General features: G+C 52.3%; 24 protein-coding genes. 16 read left to right on the top strand and 8 right to left on the bottom strand.

The annotated features are described in order from the left end of the window. Positions 1 to 12 precede the first annotated feature (12 nt). Both KNP98_RS09625 and KNP98_RS09620 read left to right on the top strand, forming a co-directional pair. Positions 13 to 1,509, top strand: coding sequence for a UDP-glucose--hexose-1-phosphate uridylyltransferase (locus tag KNP98_RS09625; RefSeq protein ID WP_214811291.1), 1,497 nt, complete (start codon positions 13 to 15; stop codon positions 1,507 to 1,509). Next, positions 1,506 to 2,528, top strand: a complete 1,023-nt coding sequence (locus KNP98_RS09620) for an aldose epimerase family protein (RefSeq protein WP_214803369.1) — start codon at positions 1,506 to 1,508, stop codon at positions 2,526 to 2,528. The genes KNP98_RS09625 and KNP98_RS09620 overlap by 4 nt, the downstream gene beginning before the upstream one ends. Positions 2,529 to 2,937: 409 nt before the next feature. On the opposite strand, the gene KNP98_RS09615 is transcribed toward KNP98_RS09620, so the two are convergent. From KNP98_RS09615 to KNP98_RS09585, 7 genes are read right to left on the bottom strand one after another with little or no spacing between them, the layout of a single operon-like run. After that, positions 2,938 to 3,453 (bottom strand): methylated-DNA--[protein]-cysteine S-methyltransferase, encoded by a 516-nt coding sequence (locus KNP98_RS09615; RefSeq protein ID WP_088836204.1) that lies wholly within the window; start codon positions 3,451 to 3,453, stop codon positions 2,938 to 2,940. Between the two features lie 33 nt (positions 3,454 to 3,486). After that, positions 3,487 to 4,890 (bottom strand): dihydrolipoyl dehydrogenase family protein, encoded by a 1,404-nt coding sequence (locus tag KNP98_RS09610; RefSeq protein ID WP_214811288.1) that lies wholly within the window; start codon positions 4,888 to 4,890, stop codon positions 3,487 to 3,489. Beyond that, the gene (locus KNP98_RS09605) at positions 4,891 to 6,096 is read right to left on the bottom strand and encodes a dihydrolipoamide acetyltransferase family protein (RefSeq protein WP_214811285.1); all 1,206 of its coding nucleotides are present in this window, start codon (positions 6,094 to 6,096) and stop codon (positions 4,891 to 4,893) included. Positions 6,097 to 6,108: 12 nt separating this feature from the next. After that, positions 6,109 to 7,107, bottom strand: a complete 999-nt coding sequence (locus KNP98_RS09600; protein ID WP_088836207.1) for an alpha-ketoacid dehydrogenase subunit beta — start codon at positions 7,105 to 7,107, stop codon at positions 6,109 to 6,111. Between the two features lies 1 nt (position 7,108). Beyond that, positions 7,109 to 8,161: a pyruvate dehydrogenase (acetyl-transferring) E1 component subunit alpha gene (gene pdhA / locus KNP98_RS09595; protein ID WP_214767223.1), complete on the bottom strand. Its 1,053-nt coding sequence runs from the start codon at positions 8,159 to 8,161 to the stop codon at positions 7,109 to 7,111. Positions 8,162 to 8,175: 14 nt separating this feature from the next. Next, positions 8,176 to 9,321 carry a Leu/Phe/Val dehydrogenase gene (locus KNP98_RS09590; RefSeq protein WP_214811282.1) on the bottom strand — a complete coding sequence of 382 codons (1,146 nt, stop codon included), beginning with the start codon at positions 9,319 to 9,321 and terminating at the stop codon, positions 8,176 to 8,178. Between the two features lie 46 nt (positions 9,322 to 9,367). Further along, positions 9,368 to 9,763: a thioesterase family protein gene (locus KNP98_RS09585; protein WP_088836210.1), complete on the bottom strand. Its 396-nt coding sequence runs from the start codon at positions 9,761 to 9,763 to the stop codon at positions 9,368 to 9,370. Positions 9,764 to 10,098: 335 nt separating this feature from the next. Here KNP98_RS09585 and KNP98_RS09580 point away from each other — a divergent pair, with 335 nt between their 5' ends. The 12 genes from KNP98_RS09580 to paaX all read left to right on the top strand — a co-directional run bounded on the left by KNP98_RS09580 (position 10,099) and on the right by paaX (position 20,520). After that, positions 10,099 to 11,400, top strand: coding sequence for a phenylacetate--CoA ligase family protein (locus KNP98_RS09580; RefSeq protein ID WP_214811279.1), 1,302 nt, complete (start codon positions 10,099 to 10,101; stop codon positions 11,398 to 11,400). A 20-nt stretch (positions 11,401 to 11,420) separates the two neighbouring features. Next, the gene (gene paaA, locus KNP98_RS09575; RefSeq protein WP_214767219.1) at positions 11,421 to 12,392 is read left to right on the top strand and encodes a 1,2-phenylacetyl-CoA epoxidase subunit PaaA; all 972 of its coding nucleotides are present in this window, start codon (positions 11,421 to 11,423) and stop codon (positions 12,390 to 12,392) included. 14 nt (positions 12,393 to 12,406) lie between these two features. Continuing rightward, positions 12,407 to 12,751, top strand: a complete 345-nt coding sequence (paaB, locus tag KNP98_RS09570; protein ID WP_029332538.1) for a 1,2-phenylacetyl-CoA epoxidase subunit PaaB — start codon at positions 12,407 to 12,409, stop codon at positions 12,749 to 12,751. Next, positions 12,748 to 13,533, top strand: a complete 786-nt coding sequence (gene paaC, locus KNP98_RS09565) for a 1,2-phenylacetyl-CoA epoxidase subunit PaaC (RefSeq protein ID WP_214767215.1) — start codon at positions 12,748 to 12,750, stop codon at positions 13,531 to 13,533. Before paaB ends, paaC begins: the two co-directional genes overlap by 4 nt. Positions 13,534 to 13,546: 13 nt before the next feature. Beyond that, positions 13,547 to 14,044 carry a 1,2-phenylacetyl-CoA epoxidase subunit PaaD gene (gene paaD, locus KNP98_RS09560; protein ID WP_214811277.1) on the top strand — a complete coding sequence of 166 codons (498 nt, stop codon included), beginning with the start codon at positions 13,547 to 13,549 and terminating at the stop codon, positions 14,042 to 14,044. A gap of 15 nt (positions 14,045 to 14,059) precedes the next feature. Then, positions 14,060 to 14,383, top strand: a complete 324-nt coding sequence (locus KNP98_RS09555) for an EthD family reductase (protein WP_214767211.1) — start codon at positions 14,060 to 14,062, stop codon at positions 14,381 to 14,383. Continuing rightward, a complete protein-coding gene (locus KNP98_RS09550; RefSeq protein ID WP_214811275.1) occupies positions 14,361 to 15,137 on the top strand; it encodes an enoyl-CoA hydratase/isomerase family protein in 777 nt (258 codons plus the stop codon). Before KNP98_RS09555 ends, KNP98_RS09550 begins: the two co-directional genes overlap by 23 nt. Positions 15,138 to 15,153: 16 nt before the next feature. Continuing rightward, entirely contained in the window at positions 15,154 to 16,662 is a 1,509-nt protein-coding gene (locus KNP98_RS09545; RefSeq protein ID WP_214811274.1) for an aldehyde dehydrogenase family protein, read from the top strand. Positions 16,663 to 16,714: 52 nt separating this feature from the next. Further along, entirely contained in the window at positions 16,715 to 17,584 is an 870-nt protein-coding gene (locus KNP98_RS09540) for a 3-hydroxyacyl-CoA dehydrogenase (RefSeq protein ID WP_214811271.1), read from the top strand. Then, positions 17,581 to 18,789 carry an acetyl-CoA C-acyltransferase gene (locus KNP98_RS09535; protein ID WP_214805511.1) on the top strand — a complete coding sequence of 403 codons (1,209 nt, stop codon included), beginning with the start codon at positions 17,581 to 17,583 and terminating at the stop codon, positions 18,787 to 18,789. The genes KNP98_RS09540 and KNP98_RS09535 overlap by 4 nt, the downstream gene beginning before the upstream one ends. After that, positions 18,786 to 19,556, top strand: coding sequence for an enoyl-CoA hydratase-related protein (locus KNP98_RS09530; protein ID WP_088836219.1), 771 nt, complete (start codon positions 18,786 to 18,788; stop codon positions 19,554 to 19,556). Before KNP98_RS09535 ends, KNP98_RS09530 begins: the two co-directional genes overlap by 4 nt. Positions 19,557 to 19,632: 76 nt before the next feature. Continuing rightward, entirely contained in the window at positions 19,633 to 20,520 is an 888-nt protein-coding gene (gene paaX, locus KNP98_RS09525) for a phenylacetic acid degradation operon negative regulatory protein PaaX (protein ID WP_088836220.1), read from the top strand. Between the two features lie 105 nt (positions 20,521 to 20,625). On the opposite strand, the gene KNP98_RS09520 is transcribed toward paaX, so the two are convergent. Continuing rightward, positions 20,626 to 21,141 (bottom strand): gamma carbonic anhydrase family protein, encoded by a 516-nt coding sequence (locus KNP98_RS09520; RefSeq protein WP_214767199.1) that lies wholly within the window; start codon positions 21,139 to 21,141, stop codon positions 20,626 to 20,628. Positions 21,142 to 21,224: 83 nt separating this feature from the next. Between KNP98_RS09520 and KNP98_RS09515 the strand changes: the two genes are divergently transcribed. Together KNP98_RS09515 and KNP98_RS09510 are read left to right on the top strand one after the other, a co-directional pair. Beyond that, positions 21,225 to 22,163: an NAD(P)H-dependent flavin oxidoreductase gene (locus KNP98_RS09515; RefSeq protein ID WP_214811270.1), complete on the top strand. Its 939-nt coding sequence runs from the start codon at positions 21,225 to 21,227 to the stop codon at positions 22,161 to 22,163. A 350-nt stretch (positions 22,164 to 22,513) separates the two neighbouring features. After that, the gene (locus KNP98_RS09510) at positions 22,514 to 22,942 is read left to right on the top strand and encodes a DMT family transporter (protein ID WP_214767195.1); all 429 of its coding nucleotides are present in this window, start codon (positions 22,514 to 22,516) and stop codon (positions 22,940 to 22,942) included. Positions 22,943 to 22,953: the final 11 nt, after the last annotated feature.

The following is a 22,953-nucleotide window of genomic DNA, read 5'->3' as shown; positions in this document are numbered from 1 at the left end:
AGAGTGAAGGCGATGAATGAACACATCAAACGATTGATTGAGCAAGCGATTGCTGAACATCTGATTGACGCAGAAGATGAAATCTATGCGCGTAATCGAATTCTTGCGCTTGTCGGTCAGGCGGATTATACCGATCCAGGGACTGTTACAGCGGAACCGATTCCAGACATCCTCGAGGCGCTGGTGGAAGAAATGATTGCGTCCGGACGGCTTGCAGCACGACTCGATGAAAAAGAACGTTTCGCAGCTGAATTAATGGATGTGTTCGTCGATCGTCCTTCGACGATCACGACGACGTTCAATCAGCTCTACAAAGAAAATCCGGTGCACGCAACGGATTATTTCTATCAACTCAGTCAGGCGAGCAATTATATCCAGACGAAACGGATTGCGAAAAACATCCAGTACAAGGCAGCGACGGTTTACGGGGAAATTGATATTACAATCAACTTATCGAAACCGGAAAAAGATCCACGCGAAATTGCGGCAGCCCGGACAGAACCTGTTGCAGCATCGACCTATCCAACGTGTTTGCTTTGTGTCGAGAACGTCGGTTATGCCGGACGCAGCAATCATCCGGCTCGGGCGAACCACCGGATCGTTCCGTTGACACTCCAAGGTGAGGATTGGGCATTGCAGTATTCGCCATACGTTTACTACAACGAACATAGCATCATTTTGTCGCAGGCGCATCGCGATATGGTAATCAACCGCGACGCCTTTGAACGATTACTGGAGTTCGTCGATCAATTCCCGCATTATTTTGCAGGGTCAAATGCTGATTTACCAATCGTCGGCGGTTCGATTTTGACGCACGATCATTACCAAGGCGGGCGTTATGAGTTCGCGATGGACCGAGCAACGATCCAAAGCCGGTTCGACTTGCCGCAACAACCGGATGTCAGTGGGCAAACGTTACACTGGCCGCTCAGCGTCATCCGCTTGAGTAGCCCTGATCGTCACCAGTTACTCGCTGCTGCCGATGATGTGTATACAGCCTGGCTGACGTATAGTGACGCGGAGCAGGAAATCATTGCGATGACAGACGGCGTCCGGCATAACACGGTGACACCGATTGCCCGGATGCGAAACGGCGTCTATGAACTCGATCTTGTCTTACGAAACAACCGGACCTCTGTCGAACATCCGGATGGCATTTTCCATACGCACGCGGACATCCACCACATCAAACGTGAAAACATCGGCTTGATTGAAGTGATGGGACTTGCGGTCTTACCAGCCCGGTTGCTTGAAGAACTAAAGCAGGTCGAACAGTTCATCGTCGGTGAAACGACGGACGTCTTGCCGGTACACCGGACTTGGGCAGAAGCGTTGAAGCAACAGTACACCGGTCAACCGGTCACAGCTTACGTCGAACAAGCGGTGGCCGAAAAATTCGTCCGTGGACTCGAAGACTGCGGTGTCTTCAAACAGACGGAGGCAGGGCAGGCGGGACTTAACCGGTTCCTGCAGACGGTGACACATCAAGTGACAGGTGACCGGCGATGACGTACGAGACACATCAAACAGAAGACGCGCGACTCGTTCGGCACCGCTTGATGCAACCGGACATGGAAGTCGAGATATGGAATTACGGTGGCATCATCAATGACGTCCGGGTCAAAGATCGCTCGGGCAAGATGGAGAGTGTGGTGCTCGGCTTCGATACACTGGCCGCGTACAAAGAACATTCGCCGTATTTCGGAGCAATCGTCGGCCGGGTCGCCGGACGGATTGGGCAAGCCCGCTTTTCAATTGCTGAACAAACCTATCACCTTGCGGCAAATGACGGAACGAATCACTTACATGGCGGCACGCACGGCTTCGATCAAGTCTTCTTTGATGTCATCGAAGCAACGGAACAGCTGTTGCACTTACGGACGCTCAGTCCGGATGGTTGCGAAGGGTATCCCGGAAATGTAACCGTGGATGTCATCTACCGGCTAAACGGGACAGCATTGACGTTGTCGATTGAAGCAACGACGGATCAGACGACACCACTGAACGTGACGAATCATACGTACTGGAACCTGTCCGGGAACTTACAACGCGATATTCTGGATCATCAGTTGACGTTACCGAGTTCGACCTATCTACCGCTCGGATCCGATCTGCTACCGACGGGTGAATTCCGTGCGGTCGACGGAACGGTCCTTGATTTCCGGACAGGGCGGTCGATTCGCAGTGGCGCTGAATCGGAAAGTGAGGAGACGTTCAATGCCGGGAACGGTTATGATCATCCGTTCGTCTTAGACGAAGGGAGAGCGCAACTCATGGATCCGGTATCAGGACGAACGTTACAGATGACGACGAATCAGCCGGTCGTCGTCTTATATACGGGAACACAACTTTTGACCGACTATACGGTTCGCGGTGTCCCGTCCCGTCCGTCACTTGGTCTTTGCCTTGAGGCACAAGTTCATCCGAATGCTGTCAATGAATCCCGTTTTCCATCGATTCTCATCGAACCGGGTGCGACGTACCAGTGGGAGACGACATATCAGTTTGGAATCAATAATGTAAACTGATATCGGAGGGGTGACGTCCCTCGTTTGAGTCATCCGCTGTTCATCTTTATATTCTTTTGATGAAGAACATGCTGAAGCAGGTGTCATCCGTTGATTCTCATGCGAGACGGAGACTCCTGCGGGAACAGCGGAATAGGTGAGACCCCCGAGGAACGTAAGTGACAAGGAGGCTCGCCTTCCGCCCGTGGAAAGCGAAGTCTCGCATGAGAATCAACAACCGCTTGATCGTTGACTTTTAGCTTGTCTCCATTTCATTTTGTTTTAATCTCGATGACTCATGCCTCAACCGAGAAAAACATATGAACAAAAGGCTAATTGTTCATCAACCGCGACGTAATGAACGCCGTGTCTACGAGAAAACCCGAGTGCTCCGCTTCTTGTTAGAAAACGGAGTCGCTCGGGTTTTCAATTACATTGAATTCGGACTGACTTCTTGCTCTAAGGCAAGCAAGCGGCGTTTCATGTTCAATCCACCCCAGTAGCCAATCAAACCACCATTTTTACCGACAATCCGGTGACAGGGGATGACTAACAGCAACCGGTTTTTCCCGATTGCCGTGCCGACTGCCCGGATGGCACGAGGGCGTGAGACGGCCGCTGCGATCTCGGAATACGTTGTAGTGTTTCCGTATGGAACAGCTTGCAATGCTTGCCAGACATCGAGCTGGAACGGTGTCCCGATCGGGTGAAGTGGCAATGTAAAGGCCGTCCGCTCTCCCTGCAAATAACCGAGCAGTTGCTCCCGGTACGGATTGATTCTTGAATCGTCAATTAAGACTTCAGCCCGTGGAAGATGCTTTCGTTTCCAGTCTTCAAAGAGTTCGGACGGTTCGTCAAACGCACCGACATAACAGAGACCGTCCGACGTCGCAGCAATCGGAAAGCAATGGTGTTCCCATTCAAGTTTCGTAAAGTAAAGTTCCATCGGGCATTGCTCCTTCAAAAACAAGTGGTGTGGTTACGTGTTCGAGAAGACAGCCTGTTGACGTGGTGGAAGATGGATTGCTTGTCCGACCAGTGCTTCGAGTGCTTCCGTCAAGGCTTCATTGCGACTCGGGTGTGCTTGGACCGGAAAACGTAAATCTTCTTGTTTCGCAGCCATTTCAAGGGCAAGCGCACATGTACCGGCGAGTTCAAGGGCACCGTCCCCAATCATATGAATGCCTAAAATCAGTGATGTCTTCGCGTCCGAGACGACTTTGATAAAACCGCTGGCCGCATCGATACTGCTCGCCCCGTTTGCCGTCAATGGAAACTGTCCGACTTGCACCGTGAACCCGCCTTCAGTGGCTGCTTGTTCCGTCAAGCCGATGGAAGCGATTGGCGGAAGTGAGCGGATGATTGTCGGGAAGTAAGGAATCGTCGTATCAGGTGAAGCGCCACCGAGATGTTCCGCCGTCCGTTTTGCTTCATGGATTGCCCGCGTCGCGAGTTGCGGACCAGGTGTTATGTCCCCAATCGCATAAATATGGGGGAAGTTTGTTCGACCAAGCGCATCTACGACTAGTGTTGCATCCTCGTTTAACGTCAGACCAAGCCGATCGACTCCTAAATCAAGTGTATTGGCTACGCGTGGCAACGACTGGAAGAGGTAACTGGCCTGGACGGTTTTTTCTTGTTCAGCCTTGACGATTGTGACGTCGACATGAGTATCCGCCGGTGTAATCGTCGTCACAGTGCCGCTGACAAGTGTGATTTTTTGTTTTTTGAACGTCCGCTTCAATTCTTTTTCGAGACTTGTGTCGAGCTCAAAGCCGTCAGCAATCAACGTCACATCTGTCCCGAGTGCCCGGAAACTCATCGCTGCTTCAATCGCGATATAATCGTTCCCGATGATGATCAGACTGTCCGGTAATTCTTGTAATTGATACAGTTGTTCCGCGTTCAAGAGAACGGATGATTCTTCACGGATGCTGTGGCTGCCGGTTGCGATCACGACATCCTGAAAACGGTACGTATCGAACTGATGTCCGTGTTCGACACCGATCCGGTCGTCTGAGAGGAAGGACGCAGACCCGGTCACGTATTCAATATCGTTAGCTTTACATAGCGCTTCGACGCCTTGGCGCAGCTTCGTCACGACTTGGTCACGGTAGCTTGCTAACTGGCCGAAATCATGTGTCGTTTCGATGGAAAAGCCGAGTGCCGTCAAGTGTGAGAGACGTGTTCGCTCCTGCGCAGCATGCGCCAATACTTTCGACGGAATACATCCGACGTTCAAACATGTTCCACCGAGTCGTTCCCGCTCAATCAATGTGACGTCGCGTCCAAGCTGTTTCGCCCGAATCGCAGCTGTGTAACCAGCCGGTCCACCTCCGAGAATGAGGAGGTCACGCTCTTGTGTCAGTTCTCCTACGACCATTTAAATCAACTCCATTAATAAAGTAGTCGGTTGTTCAATCAGACCGGCGAAGCGATTCGTGAAGGCGACGGCCGTCGCTCCGTCCGCGACGCGGTGATCAAACGACATCGAGACGTTCATCATCGAGCGGACGACGATTTGATCGTTTTCATCGACGCAAGCCCGTTTTTTTGTTTTATGAAAAGCGATTAGGGCGGTCTCCGGGTAGTTGATGATGGGCGTCGCACCGGTACTGCCGAGCGGCCCGACATTACTCATCGTGAACGTGCTCGCTTTTAAGTCGCCCGCCCGCAACTCGTTTGTTTTCGCCCGTGTGTGCAGTCCGGCGAGTTGTTCATGTAACAGGCGGAGTGAGAGCTGGTCGGCTTGACGGACGACAGGGACGATTAAGCCGTCTTCCGTTTCCGTCGCGATTCCGATATGGTACTCCTGCTCTAAAATGATTTGATCATTGGCTTCATCCAGTTTGGCATTGAAGACCGGGAAGTCTTTTAGGGCAACGACAAGTGCCTTGACGAAGAAGGCGTTGACACTGATCGGTGTCCCGTTCGCTTTTAGTTCTGCCCGCAGCGCGAGGAGACGAGTCATGTCGATTTCTTCAAAGTGCGTGACATGAGGAATCGTAAAGAGCGATTGCGTCATCTTCTTCGCAATCTGTTTGCGGATCCCGCGAAACGGTAACGTCGTCGGAGTAGCTGGCGGTGTGACCGCTTCAGGAGCCGTGACGGCTTCAGGCCGGACAGGTGACGCGGATTCTCGACTTGTGACGAACTGCAGAACATCCTCTTCCGAAACGCGTCCGGATGGGTCCGATGCGGGTACTTGTTCGATATCAATTCCGTGATCGCGAGCGATTTTTCGTGTGTACGGTGTCGCGAGGACACGGCGCGTCTGTATGGCAAGCGGTGTTCGCGCGTTCACGACAGGACGCGATGGCTCGGTGACGGTTTCACGTGTTGCCGCGTCCTCGTCACCGGATTCAATCAGGAGGAGTGTCGTTCCGACAGTGACGGTCTGGCCGACCGGAATTAAGATGTCTTTGATGACGCCGGAAATCGGTGCCGGTAGTTCAGCGACCATTTTATCGGTCGACACTTCGACAACCGGTTGATCAAGCGTCACATGATCACCGATTTTGACGAGATAATGGGCGATTTCACCTTCCGTCATGCCTTCTCCGACATCATGTAGTTTCACTTCAGTCATAAACTCAGCTCCTTAGAAGTCGACCGTACGCGTAATCGCTTCAAGTACGCGGGCGGGTGTCGGAATATAGTGATCCTCTAGTGCGAACAACGGGACGGGAACATCAAATCCGGTCACGCGGGCAATCGGTGCCCGTAAGTAGAGGAAGGATGTGTCATTAATCAAAGCAATCAAGTCTGTCCCGAGACCGCCCATCGCGTGGGCCTCGTGGACGATGACGGCCCGTCCTGTTTTTTGGACGGAGGCGGCGATCGTCTCTTGATCGAGCGGATAAAGTGTCCGCAGGTCGAGCACTTCACAAGAGAGACCTTGTTTTTCTGCCTGTGCTGCTGCTTTTTGAGCGACTTGCACCATTCCACCCCAGGCAATCAACGTGACGTCGGTCCCTTCCGAGACGATGTTCGCTTTACCGATTTCAATCGTATAGGCTTCATTTGGGACGGGTTCCTTGAAAGCGCGATAGCTCCGCATCGATTCGAGGAACAGAACGGGATCGGGGTCATCGATCGCAGCAAGTAACAGTCCTTTGGCATCGTAAGGCGTCGCAGGGCAGACGACCTTGAGTCCTGGCATCGAGGTGAATAAACTTTCCGTGCTGTCCGAATGAATTTCCGGGGCGCGGATTCCGGCACCATACGGCGCACGAATGACCATCGGTACGCTGTAGCGTCCCATCGTCCGCATCCGAATGCGCGAGACGTGGGTCATGATTTGTTCATAAGCCGGATAAATGAACCCGAGAAATTGAATTTCGACGATCGGTTTAAAGCCATTGACGGCAAGTCCAACCGAGGTCCCGACAATCCCCGCTTCACTGAGTGGGGTGTCGATGACACGGTCCTCGCCGAATTCGGCTTGCAGTTCGTCCGTTGCCCGGAAGACACCGCCGTTTTTCCCGACATCTTCGCCGAGGACAAGCGTCGTGTCGTCGGTCGCTAATTTAATGCGTAATGCATCCGTGACGGCTTGGATGAGCGTCATGTCGGTTTGCTGATTGATTGGTGTCGCCATGTTAGTTCCCCCTCGCAGTCAGGTAAGCGGTTTTTTGACGCGCGACGTCTGCTGGCAACGTCGCATAGGTATGATCGAACAGGTCATCGATTGCCGGTAGCTTGAAGGCTTCCATCGCTTTGACGGCCTCCTCGACCTCCATTTGATGGCGTGTCCGGATTGCATCGATTTCCGTGTCGTCGTAAAATCCATGCGTGCGCATGAACTGTTCGAGGCGCTCGAGCGGATCGACACGGTCGCGCGACCGTTCTTGATCGCGGTACTTCGACGGGTCGTCCGCTGTCGTATGGGCACCGAACCGCCATGTGACGGCCTCAATCAATGTCGGTCCCTGACCGTTCCGTGCGCGGGCGACAGCTTCTTGCATCGTGAAGTAGACGGCAAAGGCATCGTTTCCATCAATCCGGACGCTCGGCATGCCGTAAGCGAGTGCTTTTTGGGCGATTGTCTCCGAGTGCATCTGCTTTTGGATCGGGACAGAAATCGCATAACCGTTATTTTGGTTGAACAGAATGACCGGTGCCTGGAAGACACTTGCGAAGTTCATCCCCTCATGGAAGTCACCTTCAGACGTCGCCCCGTCTCCGAAATAGGCAACGGAGACGGCGGACGTTCCTTTTCGTTTTTCCGCCCATGCGGCACCGACCGCGTGGGGGATTTGTGTGGCAATCGGAACGGCAGGGGGGAAGATATGCAAGTCGTCCGTCGGGACACACCCCTCGACCCGTCCGTTCCAGTAAAGGAGTGTCCGTACCATATCGGCACCGAACGTCAACGTCGCCCCGTGATCACGGTACGTCGGAAAAATCCAGTCCGTATCGTTTAACGCCAGGGCACTGCCGACTTGAGCCGCTTCCTGTCCTTCAAACGGGGCATAGGTTCCGAGTCGCCCTTGGCGTTGCAAGTTGATCGCTTTTCGGTCGAATGTCCGAATCCGGTTCATGTGCGTGAATAACTGTAACGCTAATTCTTTCGTCAAAGCGTCTCGTTTCGTCTCGTCGACGATTTGACCGGCATCGTCGATGATACGTTGAATCGGGAATTGTGATTCCATCTCGTCCACCTCCATCAAGATTGATTGCGAATGTTCCACTTCGGTTTCGTTGTGTTCGTGAAGATGTTATTGTGGCGGGCGCGGACGTGAATCCGTTTGTCACACATTCGGTTTGCGGCTTCGAGTGTCGTAATCGACTCGGCACGTGATTGTCCGAATACTTCCAGGACGGCATCGTAAATGTGACGTGTTTTCAGGAGGACCCGTTCATGATTGGCTCCGTACAGTTCATCTGCGACTTGAATCAGACCACCGCCATTGACGATGTAATCGGGAGCATAAAGGATGCCGCGCTGCATCAATTCTTCAGCGAGCGAATCGTCTGCGAGCTGATTGTTGGCTGAACCGCAGATTGCCTTACACGGAAGACTTGCGATGTTATCCGCACGGATGACACCGCCGTAGGCACAAGGGACGAAGACATCGGCATCCGTCAGGTGAATCTCGTGTGGGGCGACAACATGAACCGTTCCCGGTGTCATCTCGGCTTCTTTGACGATCGAGGCGAGTGCTGTTTCGTTAATGTCCGAGACATACAGATTGGCACCGGCATGTAAAAGTTGTTCTGCGACCTTATAACCGACTTTTCCGAGTCCTTGGACGGCGTAAGAGGCACGACTCAAGTCGTCCGATCCGAACAGGCTCTGAATCGTTGCACGTAATCCATTGATGACACCTTCAGCAGTCGGAATCGACGAATCACCACTCCCGCCAAAGGCTTCCGGGATGCCGACGATCCGTGAGGTTTCGCGACTCGCATGGACGAAGTCGTCCATCGTCGTCCCCATGTCCGTCCCCGTATAGAAACGTCCGCCTAACGAATCGACGAATCGACCGAAAGCACGAAACATTTCCGGCGTTTTGTCCGCTGCCGGATTACCGATGATGACAGCTTTCCCTCCGCCGAAATCGACGTCGGCAGCGGCGCATTTATAGGTCATGCCGCGCGACAGACGCAAGACATCGTCTAGTGCTTCATCGACGGTCGCATACGGTGCCATGCGACAACCGCCAAGTGCCGGACCAAGTGTCGTATCGTGAATCGCGATGATGGCTTGAAGTCCCGAAATCGGATCGTTACAAAAGACGACCTGCTCGTGTCCTGCGATTTTTTCCATGATTGATAAAGATGTGTTTGTAGATGGATTGATCATGTTCATGTCAAAGCCTCCTTGGATTTCTAAGTAAGCGCTTTCATTTTTTAGTTTAAAAAACGTGTGTCGTCAACTTGTCCTCAATAAATCGTTTATCCAAAATGATTTGCGTGACTTCGCCGACGCCGATCAACCCGTGTTCGTTCGTGACGTCGATTTTTGTCCGGACGCGGTTGTCCCGCAGTTCTGTCACCGTCGCTATGATGCTGACCTGTGATCCGAGTGGTGCCATATTCAGATGTTTTACGTTGACTGCTCCCCCGACGCCTTCTTCTGACGATTCCAGATAAGGGAGGATGATTTTGCGGGCGGCCCACTCCATATGATAAACCATCGACACAGTGGAGTAGGCGGGATGGACGACGGTTCCTTCGAACTGTGCGAACATCTCTTCCGTGACGGTCGTTTCGACGCGTGCCGTCTGACCAAGGGCTAAACCAGGTTTCATAGAATCCTCCTCTATCTTCAAAACATATCTGTTTCTCTCCAAGTGGTCTTACCAAAAATAGTATAACACTTGTCACACGATATTTTATCAATCAGTTACAAAATGAGCAAACCATTTCAGAAATTTTTTCCAAACAGTAGTATGTTATGCCGTTTTATGATGGTGAAAAGACCTTAAATCCGAAAAATGACGAAGATTCGATTGGGTGACGAAAGATATGGGAGCTTTTAACAAAATGAATCATTGACAACATTGTGAACGTATCGTAGGTTTAACGTATAACTAAATTTAAACGGGCGTATTTTTATTGTGTTAAATGAATGGGGAGGTGCGCTATGTTTTATGATGAGGCACTTGAGACGATGACGCATGAAACACGACAACGACTGCAACTCAATCGTTTACGTGAAACGGTCCGGTATGCGATGGAACGTGTGCCGTTTTACCGGAAACGTTTTGAGGAAGCCGGGCTTGATGCTGTTGCCTTTGATCAGCTAGAAGATATTCAAAAACTTCCGTTCACCGGAAAAAGTGATTTACGTGAGAACTATCCGTTCGGGCTGTTTGCCGTCAAACAAGAAGAGGTTGCGCGCATTCACGCCTCGTCCGGAACGAGCGGCAAAGCGACGGTCGTCGGGTACACGCAGGAAGATTTGGACGACTGGGCAGGTGCCGTCGCACGTGGTCTCGTCATGGCAGGTGCAAAACGGACGGATTTGTTGCATAACGCGTATGGTTATGGACTGTTCACGGGTGGGCTCGGTTTACATGCCGGAGCAGAAAAACTCGGGATGACGGTCGTCCCCGTATCAGGCGGGAATACGGATCGGCAAATCACATTGATCGAAGACTTCAAACCGACAGGGATTTGCGGGACACCTTCTTATGTGCTGCGCCTCGCAGAACGGATGGAAGAGCGGGGCATCAATCCTCGGGCAACGGGCTTACGTTATGGAATTTTCGGAGCTGAACCGTGGTCGGAAGAAATGCGTCGGACGCTCGAAGAAAAATTGAATATTACTGCACTTGATATTTACGGACTGAGCGAAATCATGGGTCCGGGCGTCGCAATCGAATGTCCAGCGCAACAGGGATTACACATCATGGATGACTTGTTCATCACGGAAGTCATTGATCCCAGCACGGGGGAACCGTTACCAGAAGGGATGGTCGGGGAACTCGTTTTTACAAGTTTAAAAAAGAAAGCGCTTCCAATTATCCGCTACCGGACGGGGGACCTCGCTTCGATTACACGTGAAACATGCGCTTGCGGTCGAACGACGACCCGGATGTCCCGGATTACAGGACGAACGGATGACATGATGATCATCCGCGGTGTCAACGTCTTCCCGTCGGAGATTGAACGTGTCCTGTTGAAACAAGATGGTGTCACACCGCATTATCAAATTCATCTCGTCAAACGACATGGACTTGATGCGATCGAGCTGCACGTCGAGCTCGAAGAACAGACGCAGCAGGAAGCAGTCATGCGAACCGTCTGTGAAGCCATCAAATCAGAATGCCTGATTTCGATTGAAATGATCTGTCACCCGCGGTATGGCGTCACCCGTTCAGAAGGAAAAGCAGAGCGGATTGTCGATCGTCGGACCGAAACGTCGGATAAAGAACCTGTTTAAGACAAGAGGAGGAACTCAACATGTACGATGCAACACACTTGTTCGAACCGGAAGTCATGACGGAAGATGAAAAGCTCGCCCGGTTCACGGAACGAATCGAGAATGGTGAAAAGATTGAAGCCGATGACTGGATGCCTGCGTTTTACCGCGATACGTTAATCAAATTGATTTCGATGCACGGAATCAGCGAAATCATGGGCGCCTTACCAGAGAAGGAATGGGTCCCGAAAGCCCCGTCCCTCCGGCGAAAACTTGGGATCATGGCGAAAGTCCAGGATGAAATGGGGCACGGACAACTGTTGCTCCGCGTCGTCGAGGATTTGATGAAACCGTACGGGAAAACGCGCGGTGATTTGATGGATGACCTGTTTACGGGACGTCTGAAGTTTCACAACGTCTTCCACATGCCGACCCGTACATGGGCAGATGCCGGAACGATCGGTTGGCTCGTTGATGGGGCGGCAATCATCACCCAGACGAACATGTTAGGGGCGTCATACGGTCCGTATGCCCGTGCCTTACAACGAATTTGTGCGGAAGAAGTGTTCCATGCGCAGCATGGTGAATCAATCATCATGGCACTTGCTGAAGGAACACCCGAACAAAAAGCAATGATTCAGGAATCACTGGATGAATGGTGGGAGTCACTGTTGATGTTCTTCGGTCCGGCGACAAAAGAAACGACCGGGACATCAAAACAGGATATCACGATCGCTTATAAGATTCGGACGAAGACAAACGAAGAACTCCGGCAAAATTTCTTTACGAAGTATGTCCCGCGGATTCAATCGCTTGGACTGGTCATTCCGGATCCAACGCTCCGTTTTGACGAAGAATCGGGACAATGGATTTATGCCCAGCCCGATTGGTCGGAGTTTAAGAAAATCATTCAAGGCGGAGGACCGCGTTCGAAGGAGCGTCTCGCCTTACGCCGGACGTCTTATCAAAATAACGCGTGGGTCCGTGAAGCGTTGGCCGAGACGATGGCATGAAGGAGGGGAACGACATGACGGAAACATTTTATCAGGAGTTCGAAGTGTTTAGTAAACGGACGCCGAACGCCGCGTTCACGCATCAATTCAGCTTGCTTGCACCAAACAAGGAAATGGCTTTACTGATGGCGCAAGAAAACTTCATGCGCCGCGAACCGGTCGTCGACATTTGGGTCGTCAAACGGACGGACGTCCGCGGCCTGACTCCGGACGAAAAGCAGATGTTGACGCGACTCGATAACAAGGATTACCGGACGACGAAAGGGTACGGCTACTTGAAGAAAAAGTGGCGCCATTATGAACAGCAGATGCTCGACGAAAAAGAAATCATGTCTTGGCAGGGAGGCGACTCGAAATGACGGAGCAAGAACGGACAGCGCTCGCAGCGTTACTGTATCAGTTAGCGGATGACGATTTCCTTTATGCGTTCCGCGGCTCGGAATGGCTTGGTCTGGCACCGCATATCGAAGAAGATGTCGCGTCCTCATCCATCGCCCAGGATTCGATGGGACACGCGGCGATGTATTATCAGTTGCTCGAAGAGTTAGGGGAGGGGAAGGCGGACGCATTGGCACACGTCCGGCTGGCGCATGAACGGAAAAATTCGATTCTCGTCGAACGGGTCAACGGTCCCGGATACTACATGGAGACACCGGAATATGACTGGGCGTATGCCGTCGTCCGGAACTACTGTTACACGCTGGCAAAAAAAATCCGCATCGATGCTTTAAAAAACAGCAGCTATGCCCCACTCGCCGCAGCCGCCGTCAAAATCAATATGGAATTGTACTATCACTTGCTCCACTGGCAAACGTGGTTCACGCAACTGTATCAAGCGACTCCGACGGCACGTCAAAAGATGGATGCGGCACTCGAACAAGTGCTGGCGGACTTCGGCGACATGTTTGACTACGGGGCGCATGGGGATGTCATCGAAGAGATGCGATTGATTGAAGGACAGGGGATCTTACTTGATCGCTGGTATCAGACATTGACGCCGACGCTCGTCGAGTTGAATGTCACGTTACCGGAGATGCGGATGTCAGCCAATGGCCGCAACGGTGAACATTCGGCTGACTTGAACGATGCCTTGTCGACGCTCGGAGAAGTCTACTTGATTGACCAGTCCGCCGTATGGTGAGGAGGGATGCGTCATGACGACGCTTGCGTTACAACAAGAAATCCAGGCCGCGCTCGATACCGTCAAGGATCCGGAAATCGATGCCGTCAGCATTCTTGATCTCGGTATGTTCGACAAGATGGAGTTGACGGAATCTGCGACGGGATACGCGCTTCGGGTGACGTTACTTCCGACATTCCTCGGGTGTCCGGCACTCGACATCATCAAAAAAAATACGATTGCAGCACTCGAGCAAATTACGGCGTTACAAACAATCGACGTCGTCTTCATCTTTGACCCGCCGTGGACGTCGGACCGGATCACTGAGCGGGGAATCGAGGGACTGAAGTCATTCGGAATTGCACCACCCCGCGTCGTCGACGGATCTTGGGAAATTGATTGTCCGTACTGTGGTTCGACGTTCGTATCGATCGAAAACCTCTTTGGTCCGACGGCCTGTCGCAGCATTCTGTACTGTAAAACGTGTAAAAATCCATTCGAGGCGATGAAACCCGTCTCTACTCTCATGTGAAGGAAGGTAATTGATATGGTAAAACTAATCGCGCTTTATAAACACCCGGAGAACAAGGAACAGTTTGACGAGCACTACTTCAATGTTCATGGTCCGATCACGGCTAAAATTCCCGGCTTACAAGAGATGACCGTGACGAAAATCGTCGGTTCACCGATGGGTGGCGAAGGAAAATATTATTTGATGTGTGAAATGGTCTACGAAAGTCACGAGTCGATGCAGGCCGGTATGCGTTCACTTGAAGGGAAAGCATCCGGGAAGGACTTGATGAGCTTCGCTGGGGATCTCGTCACATTGATGATTGGTGAAGAAGTCCATGCCGATGCAACAGTACGTTAAGACGGCGATTGATGGAGCGGTCGGACGCATCACTCTCAATCGGCCGGAGCGGTACAACGCCCTCAACCGGGCGATGATTCGTGAAATCGTTGAAGCGATGGAGCAGTTCGACCGCGACGAAATGATTGGTGCCATCGTATTGAGTGGCGCCGGAAAATCATTTTCTGCCGGGGCAGATATCGATGAGATGGTAGAGGCAACACCGATTTCGATGGAACTCCTGGACCCTTTCGCCGATTGGGATCGCATCAGCCGGTTGAAGAAACCGCTGCTCGCTGCCGTTCACGGATATGTCCTTGGTGGCGGGTTTGAACTGGCACTTGCCTGCGATTTAATTTATGCAACAGATACGACACGGTTCGGTTTCCCGGAAGTCAATCTTGGTGTCATGCCGGGAGCAGGCGGAACACAGCGACTGACGAAACGGATCGGCCGGACACGTGCCCTCGAATGGTTATGGACGGGGGAGCAGATGACAGCAGATCAAGCGGAGCGTTTTGGGCTCGTCAACCGCCTCGTCGAAGCCGACCGACTCGAAGCGACGGTATTGACCGTTGCCCACCGGATTGCGGCGCAACCGAAGATGTCGGTCCGTCTGATTAAGGATGCCGTCGATAAAGCCGGCGACTTGTCGATTCAGGACGGAATGGAACACGAGCGGAGAAATTTCTACTTGTTATTTGCGACAGACGATCAAACGGAAGGCATGCAAGCCTTTCTCGAAAAACGTCAACCTACATTCAAAGGAAACTAAAAAGGGAGTGGATGTCATGTCAACGGTACACGAAAAAACAATCGAAATGAAACGGTCGGTCTACCACCTCGTCATCAATGGGGAACAAGTCGAAGGCACGACAGGCGAGACGTTTAAGACCTATAACCCGGCGACCGGCGAAGTCTTGGCAGAAGTGGCGAAAGCGTCCAAAGAAGATGCCGACCGTGCCGTCAAAGCAGCACGTGAGGCGTTTGACCATGGCAAATGGAAGATGTGGCCAGTTGGTCGTCGTGCGCAAATCCTGAACAAAATCGCCAGCATCATGCGGTCGCGCTTCAATGAAATCGTGGAACTCGAGATTCTCGATACCGGGAAATCGTTAGCGGCTGCGCAAGGACAAGTCACGCAGGCAATCGAAGACTTCGAATTTTATGCCGGGGCGATCGTCGGTCACCGCGGTGTCGTCAATAACGTGCCGGGACAATTCCATAACTACACAGAAAAAGAAGCAGTCGGTGTCTGTGCCCAAATCATTCCATGGAACTATCCGTTGATGATGGCTGCCTGGAAAGTCGCACCAGCGATCGCGGTCGGTTGTTCCGTCGTCGTCAAACCGGCAACGCTGACGCCGCTGACTGCCATCATTCTCGGAGAAATTTGTCTGGAAGCCGGTGTCCCGGCAGGCGTCGTCAACGTCATTCCGGGATCAGGACGCGAAATCGGGAACCATCTCGTCGAGCATCCGCACGTCGATAAAGTAGCCTTTACCGGTTCGACACCGGTCGGGAAAGACATCATGGGTCGGGCATCCGAGACACTGAAGCGTGTCACGCTCGAGCTCGGCGGCAAGTCGCCGAACATCGTCTTTGAAGATGCGGATATCACGGCTGCTGTCGACGGCTCATTGTTCGGCATCTTCTATAACAGCGGTCAATCGTGTGAGGCACGGTCACGTCTTTACGTCCATGAAGAGATCTACGAAACATTCATGGAACAATTCGTCGCGAAGACAAAGCAGCTTGTCCTCGGGAATCCGTTCGATAAAGGGACACACGTCGGGGCAATCATCGATCAACAGCAACTCGATGTCATCGACGGGTACGTCCAATCGGCAAAAGCAGACGGGGCAACGATCCTTGCGGGCGGTCAAGTCGAACAGGTCGAAGGATTCGAAAAAGGCTTCTGGTATGCACCGACGATCATCACGGACGTCACGCACGAGATGAAAGCGGTCAATGAAGAAATCTTCGGACCGGTCGTCGTCGTCATGCCATTCAAAGATGAAAAAGAAGCGGTTCGTCTCGCGAACGATACGGAATTTGGTCTCGGTTCAGCGGTCTGGACGAAGGACGGGGCGCGGGCGACACGAGTCGCGAACCAAATCAAAGCCGGGATTGTCATGGTTAACTGTCCGTTCTCAGCCTTCCCGGGTACGCCGTTCGGTGGCTACAAACAATCCGGTTTCGGTCGTGAACTCTGTATCGAAACGCTTGATTTATATACGGAAACGAAAAGTATCTTATCGTATTACGGAAGCCGTCCGCTTAATCCGTTCGGACTGTAAACACCAACGTGCGGACGCGAGTCCGCACATTTTTTTATAAGGAGGAATTCAGATGATTAATCAGATTGTCGTTGTTGGATCAGGCGTCATGGGGCGCGGAATCGCCTACGTCGCAGCCGCAAAAGGATTCGAAGTCACACTCGTCGACATCGAAACGGCCTTACTCACTTCTGCCAAACAGGAGTTGGAACGGATTGCCGAAAAAGGAATCATCCGCGGGAAGATGTCGGCGGATGAAGTCGAACAACTGTTTTTACACCTTCGTTTTTCAACAGACTTAACAGCGGCCGCAGCACACGCCGATCTCGTGATTGAAGCCGTTCCGGAACGGTTCGAGATTAAACAATCTGTCTTCCGGACGATTGAAGCCGCAGCCCGGCCGGCATGTTTTTTCGCGACGAACACGTCGACGATGAGCCCGACGGAAATCGCCTCGTTCACGATGCGACCGGACCGTGTCATGGCGATGCATTTCTTTAATCCGGTTCATCTGATGCCGCTTGTCGAACTCGTCCGTGGACTTGAGACGTCGGATGACACCGTGACGGCGCTGACGGACGTCGCCGAACGGATGGGGAAAGAAACGGTCGTCATTCAGGAGTTCCCGGGGTTCGTCACGTCACGGATCAGTGCGCTCGTCGGTAACGAAGCCTTCTACATGCTACAAGAAGGACTTGGGACGCCGGAAGAAATCGATAAGGCGATCAAGCTTGGGTTGAATTATCCGATGGGACCGTTCGAACTGGGAGACTTAGTCGGGCTCGATACGCGCCTGCATAATTTACGTTACTTACATGAGAAGCTCGGAGAAAAATACCGTCCGGCTCCATTGCTCGAGCAATACGTCAAAGCGGGACGACTCGGTCGTAAGACGGGACGCGGAGTATATGACTATGCGGAAAGCGGGGTGAAGGCACCATGAGGCGTGTCGCGATCATCGACGCCGTCCGGACACCGATCGGACGGTACAATGGGGCGTTAAAAGACGTCCGGCCGGATGACTTAGGAGCAATCGTCATCGAAGCCTTACTCGCCCGTAATACACAAGTTGCCCCTGAAACAATCGAAGAAGTCATTTTCGGCAACGCGAACCAAGCGGGCGAAGACAATCGGAATGTCGCCCGGATGTCGGGCTTACTTGCCGGTTTACCGGTCAGCGTCGCCGGAACGACGATGAATCGGCTATGCGGTTCCGGACTTGATGCTGTCATCGCAGCCGCACGGGCGATTGCCTTAGGCGAAGGCGACGTCTATATCGCCGGCGGGACGGAAAGTATGACGCGTGCTCCATTCGTGATGGGGAAACCGGATGCGGCGTTCCCGCGTGGCAATCAAACGTTATACGATACGACAATCGGCTGGCGGTTCGTCAATGAACGGCTGGCCGAACAATACGGAACCGACTCGATGCCGGAAACGGCGGAAAATGTCGCGTCGCGTTACGGAATCAGCCGGGATGCCCAGGACGACTTCGCGTATACAAGCCAGTTCCGGGCGAAACAGGCGATCGATAGTCAACGTTTTGCGGACGAAATCGTTCCTGTTCGTTACGCAAATAAACGGGGAGCGATGCTTGAGGTCAGTCAAGATGAACATCCGCGACCGGAGACGACGCGCGAGAAGCTCGGCACATTGCGCCCGTTGTTTCCAAACGGAACGGTCACGGCGGGGAATGCGTCAGGTGTCAATGATGGTGCATCCGCTTTGTTATTGATGAGTGAGGAACACGCACGCGAGCTTGGACTGACGCCGCTCGGGTTTTACCGGGCAAGTGCGACGGCAGGTGTCGAACCTGCCATCATGGGGATTGGTCCGATTGACGCGACAAAAAAAGCGTTACGCCGTGCGGAACTGACGATCGAGCAACTCGACCTGGTTGAACTGAATGAAGCATTTGCGGCACAAAGTCTAGCCTGTATTGCCGAACTTGGTCTTGATGCAGACAAGGTCAATGTCAACGGAGGGGCGATCGCTTTTGGTCATCCACTCGGTGCAAGTGGTGCCCGGATTTTGACGACCTTGTTGCATGAAATGAAGCGGACGAACCGGACATACGGGCTGGCGACGATGTGTGTCGGGGTCGGACAAGGAATCGCCTTGATAGTCGAACGGGAGGGACTGACATGATTCATTTTGAACGAAGTGGACAACTTGCGCTGATTCGGATTGATCGTCCGGAACGGATGAATTGTTTTGATTATCCGACGCTGGTCGAGCTACAGGAACTTGTGGATGCCGTCAAAACGGACGAATCGGTCCGGGTCGTCGTATTTACCGGGACAGGGAAAGCATTTAGTGCCGGTGCTGACTTAAAAGAGCGGGTGACACTGAATGAAACAGAAGTCCGTCGGAATGTGCTGGCAATCCGTGAAGTCTTTGCGAGCATCGCGGCGTTGCCTCAACCGACGATTGCAGCAGTTAACGGTCACGCGCTTGGCGGGGGATTTGAGTGGATGCTTGCCTGCGATTTCCGGATCATCGTCGACGGCGCGTTGGTCGGTCTGACGGAAACGAGCTTTGGTATCATCCCGGGAGCGGGTGGAACACAACGCCTTCCGCGTCTGATTGGGGAGACACGGGCGAAAGAACTGATCTTTACGGCGAAGAAAATTGATGCCGAGACGGCAGAACGATACGGGCTCGTCTCGCAAGTCGTCGCGACAAAGGATGCGTTGTTACCGGCTTGCTTTGAACTTGCAGCAGCGATGCTCCGCAATGGGCCGATTGCCATTCGTCAGGCGAAACAAGCGATCGACGGCGGAATGGATGTGTCGCTCGCTGACGGCTTACGACTTGAAACGGAAGCCTATGAGGCAGTCATACCGACCGAGGACCGGCTTGAAGCACTCCGCGCCTTTGCTGAGAAGCGAACACCGCAGTTTCAAGGGAGATGAGGATGGTCGCCACCTGAAATAACACGTATACTAACGGTACACAAAAAAACGTTATATCAAAGAGAGAGTGAATGACATGAGTGCGAATACCCAATCGATGATTTTTACGATTTATGGCGATTACATCCGGCACTACGGGAATCAGGTTTGGGTGGGAAGTCTGATTCGGTTGTTGAAGGAGTTCGGACATAACGAACAAGCCGTTCGCGTTGCCGTTTCACGAATGGTCAAGCAAGGATGGTTGATTTCTGAAAAACAAGGGACAAAAAGTTTTTATTCGCTGACGGACCGTGGGGTCGAACGGATGGAAGAGGCGGCGCGGCGGATTTACAAGTCGACGCCACACGTCTGGGATGGGAAATGGCGGACATTGATGTATACGATTCCGGAGGAAAAACGTCAGATTCGGGATGAGTTGCGGAAGGAACTGACGTGGAGTGGTTTCGGTAACTTATCAAACGGGGTCTGGATTTCTCCGAACCCGCTTGAAAAAGAAGCGACACGTCTGATCGAGGCGTATCAGATTACCGAATACGTCGATTTTTTCGTCGGCGAATACCACGGACCGCAACAAGATCAATCGCTCGTCGAACGTGCTTTTCCGCTCGACGAGTTGCAAGCGCGGTACGAAGCATTCATCGTTGAGTACAGCCGGCGTTACATCGTCCACCAAAGCCAAATCCAACTCGGAGAGATGGATGAGGAACAGTGTTTTGTCGAACGGACGAAGCTCGTCCATGAATACCGGAAGTTTTTGTTTACGGATCCTGGTCTCCCGCAAGAATTACTTCCGGATGCCTGGAACGGACACCATGCGGCAGTATTGTTCGAACAATACTATCGCCTGCTTGCGGCACCGGCCAGCCGATTTTTTGAGTCGATTTTCAAAGAGACACACGACGTGACACAAAAAAGTGCTGACTACGATGCGTCGGAGCATCCATTGTTTGCGGAGCGGTCGTAAGCGAAAGTAACCTTGTGCTTACGACCGTAGCGTCAATTGAGAAATGAATCTATTACAGGTGAACTCCGGTCTTCTGGAAGTTCACTTTTCGCATGTGGAAAACAGTTATTGTCCGAGCTGTTCCCGGAAGGCGTACCCTTTATCAACATAGGAGTCGATTGATTCCTGAATCATCTCGAGATCAGCTGGTGTCAACTGCCGCACGACTTTACCGGGGGACCCGACAATCAAGGAGCGGGGCGGGAACTTCTTGCCCGGGGGAATCAACGTATTGGCGCCGATGATACATTCTTCACCGATTTCGGCGTGATCAAGGACCGTCGCCCCCATGCCGACGATCGATCTGCGACCGATGCGACAGCCATGGAGAATCGCATTATGTCCGACCGTCACCTCGTCTTCGACGATGACAGGTGCCCCTTCGTATAAATGAATCGTCGCGTTGTCCTGGATGCTGCAACGCTTCCCGATTGTAATCGGTCCTTCGTCCCCGCGTAATACGGCGTTGAACCAAACCGTTGACTCTTCACCGATCGTTACGTCACCGATTAAGAATGCTCCCGGCGCCACGAAGACGGTCTCCGCAAGTCTAGGTGTCGTATCACGATATGGAATATTCATAAAAATCCCTCTTTTCCGATTAATGAATTTCAATTCAGTCTTACTTAGTATATCATTCTTAAACAGCAGATTGGAGGAAGACGATGTCCCGATTATGTGAGTTACTGCAAATCCGCGTTCCAATCATCCAAGGCGGAATGGGAAATGTCAGTCATGCTGCCTTAACGGCAGCCGTCTCGAATGCCGGTGGTTTAGGAACACTCGGTTGTGGCACACGTTCGCCGGAAGAAATGCGCCGTTTGATTGAGCAGACCCGTCAATTAACAACGCATCCGATTGCCTTGAACATTGCGATTGGTGTCTCGCCGCATACGGAAGCCCTGATTGAATTAGCGATAGCAGAACAGATTCCGGTCGTGTCCTTATCAGCCGGAAACCCAGCACCCTATACTGAACGTTTACGGACGGCCGGAATTACGACGATTGCGGTCATCGCGTCAGTCAAACATGCATTAAAGGCAGAAACGGCCGGGGTCGATTTGCTTGTTGCAGAAGGTGTGGAAGCGGCAGGTATCAATTCACCGCTCGAGCTGACGACGCTGACACTGGTTCCGCAAATCGTGGATCAGGTCACGCTTCCCGTCATCGCGGCTGGTGGAATTGGAGACGGTCGTGGACTTGCAGCCGCTTGGATGCTTGGTGCGTCCGGGGTGCAGCTTGGAACGCGTCTGATTGCGACGCAAGAAGCAGCCGTTCATGCGAACTACAAGAACCATCTCGTAGGAGCAACGGATCTTGAGACACGAATCATCGGTCGTTCCGTCGGCCGTGTCCGGCGTGTGTTAAATGGACCGTACGTTGCTGCACTACAAGGTGTTTCATCGCTTGATGAGTTTAACGCGAAGACGACAGAAGCGTATCACGTGACGGGTGCGGTCGATGGTGACGAGGTCAACGGGTATGTCAACGCCGGTCTCGTGTCTGGTCTCGTTACAGATATTCCGACCGTATCTGAATTATTCGAGCGGATGCAACAGGAAGCGTATACGCAAATTGAACGGGTGCGGGCGGATTATATGTAATCGAGAAGTGAGGCGGATTGTTCCTGAGAAGACGAACAATCCGTCTTCGGACTGTAGACAACGTGCGATCGGGAGATCAAGCGTCGTTATTCGTTGCTTTCCCCGTAGGAGTCAACGAAACGTGACGCTTTTTAGGTGATATCGCTTTGAAGACGAGGCGAGACGGGGAAGCGCGAACGGATTGCATCCCGATATCGCATGGTTACGCCTCTTAATCGATTATCTACACGCTGAAGACGGGCAATCCGTCTTTTTTTATACAATTTTTTAAAATGGGACATTTGTCCTTTTCAGATAAGGAGAAAATAGTGTCTACTCATAACAGAAGAAACAAAAGGAGGTGCCTTAAAGTGCAGGGAGTTATATTCGCATTAATGAGTGGACTATTCATTGCGTTGCAGGGGATTTTTAATGCCCGTTTAGGAGATGCCATTGGTCCGTGGTTTTCGGTGACGATCGTTCATTTCGTCGGATTGATGGGGTGCTTAGCGATTTATAGTGTGGTTCGTGACCGGAAAATCGGCGGTTTTCGACAGCTTCCGCTCCTCTATGCCAGTGGCGGATTGCTTGGCGTACTCGTCGTCGTGACCGAACTGACGTCGATCCAGTTACTTGGCATGACGTGGGCGATGTGTTTGTTGCTCGTCGCACAAATTTTATGTGCATTCGTGATTGATTTGAACGGCTGGTTTGGTGTCATCAAAAAAAGGAGTAACCGGGGACAGTGGATCGGGATCAGTTTGATGCTTGCCGGAGTTGCGATTTTTTCACTGTCCTAAAGGGAGGGCCT

This window comes from Exiguobacterium sp. s127, from assembly GCF_018618695.1.
Taxonomy (GTDB): domain Bacteria; phylum Bacillota; class Bacilli; order Exiguobacteriales; family Exiguobacteriaceae; genus Exiguobacterium_A; species Exiguobacterium_A oxidotolerans.
This window is presented reverse-complemented; position numbering and strand designations above follow the sequence as displayed.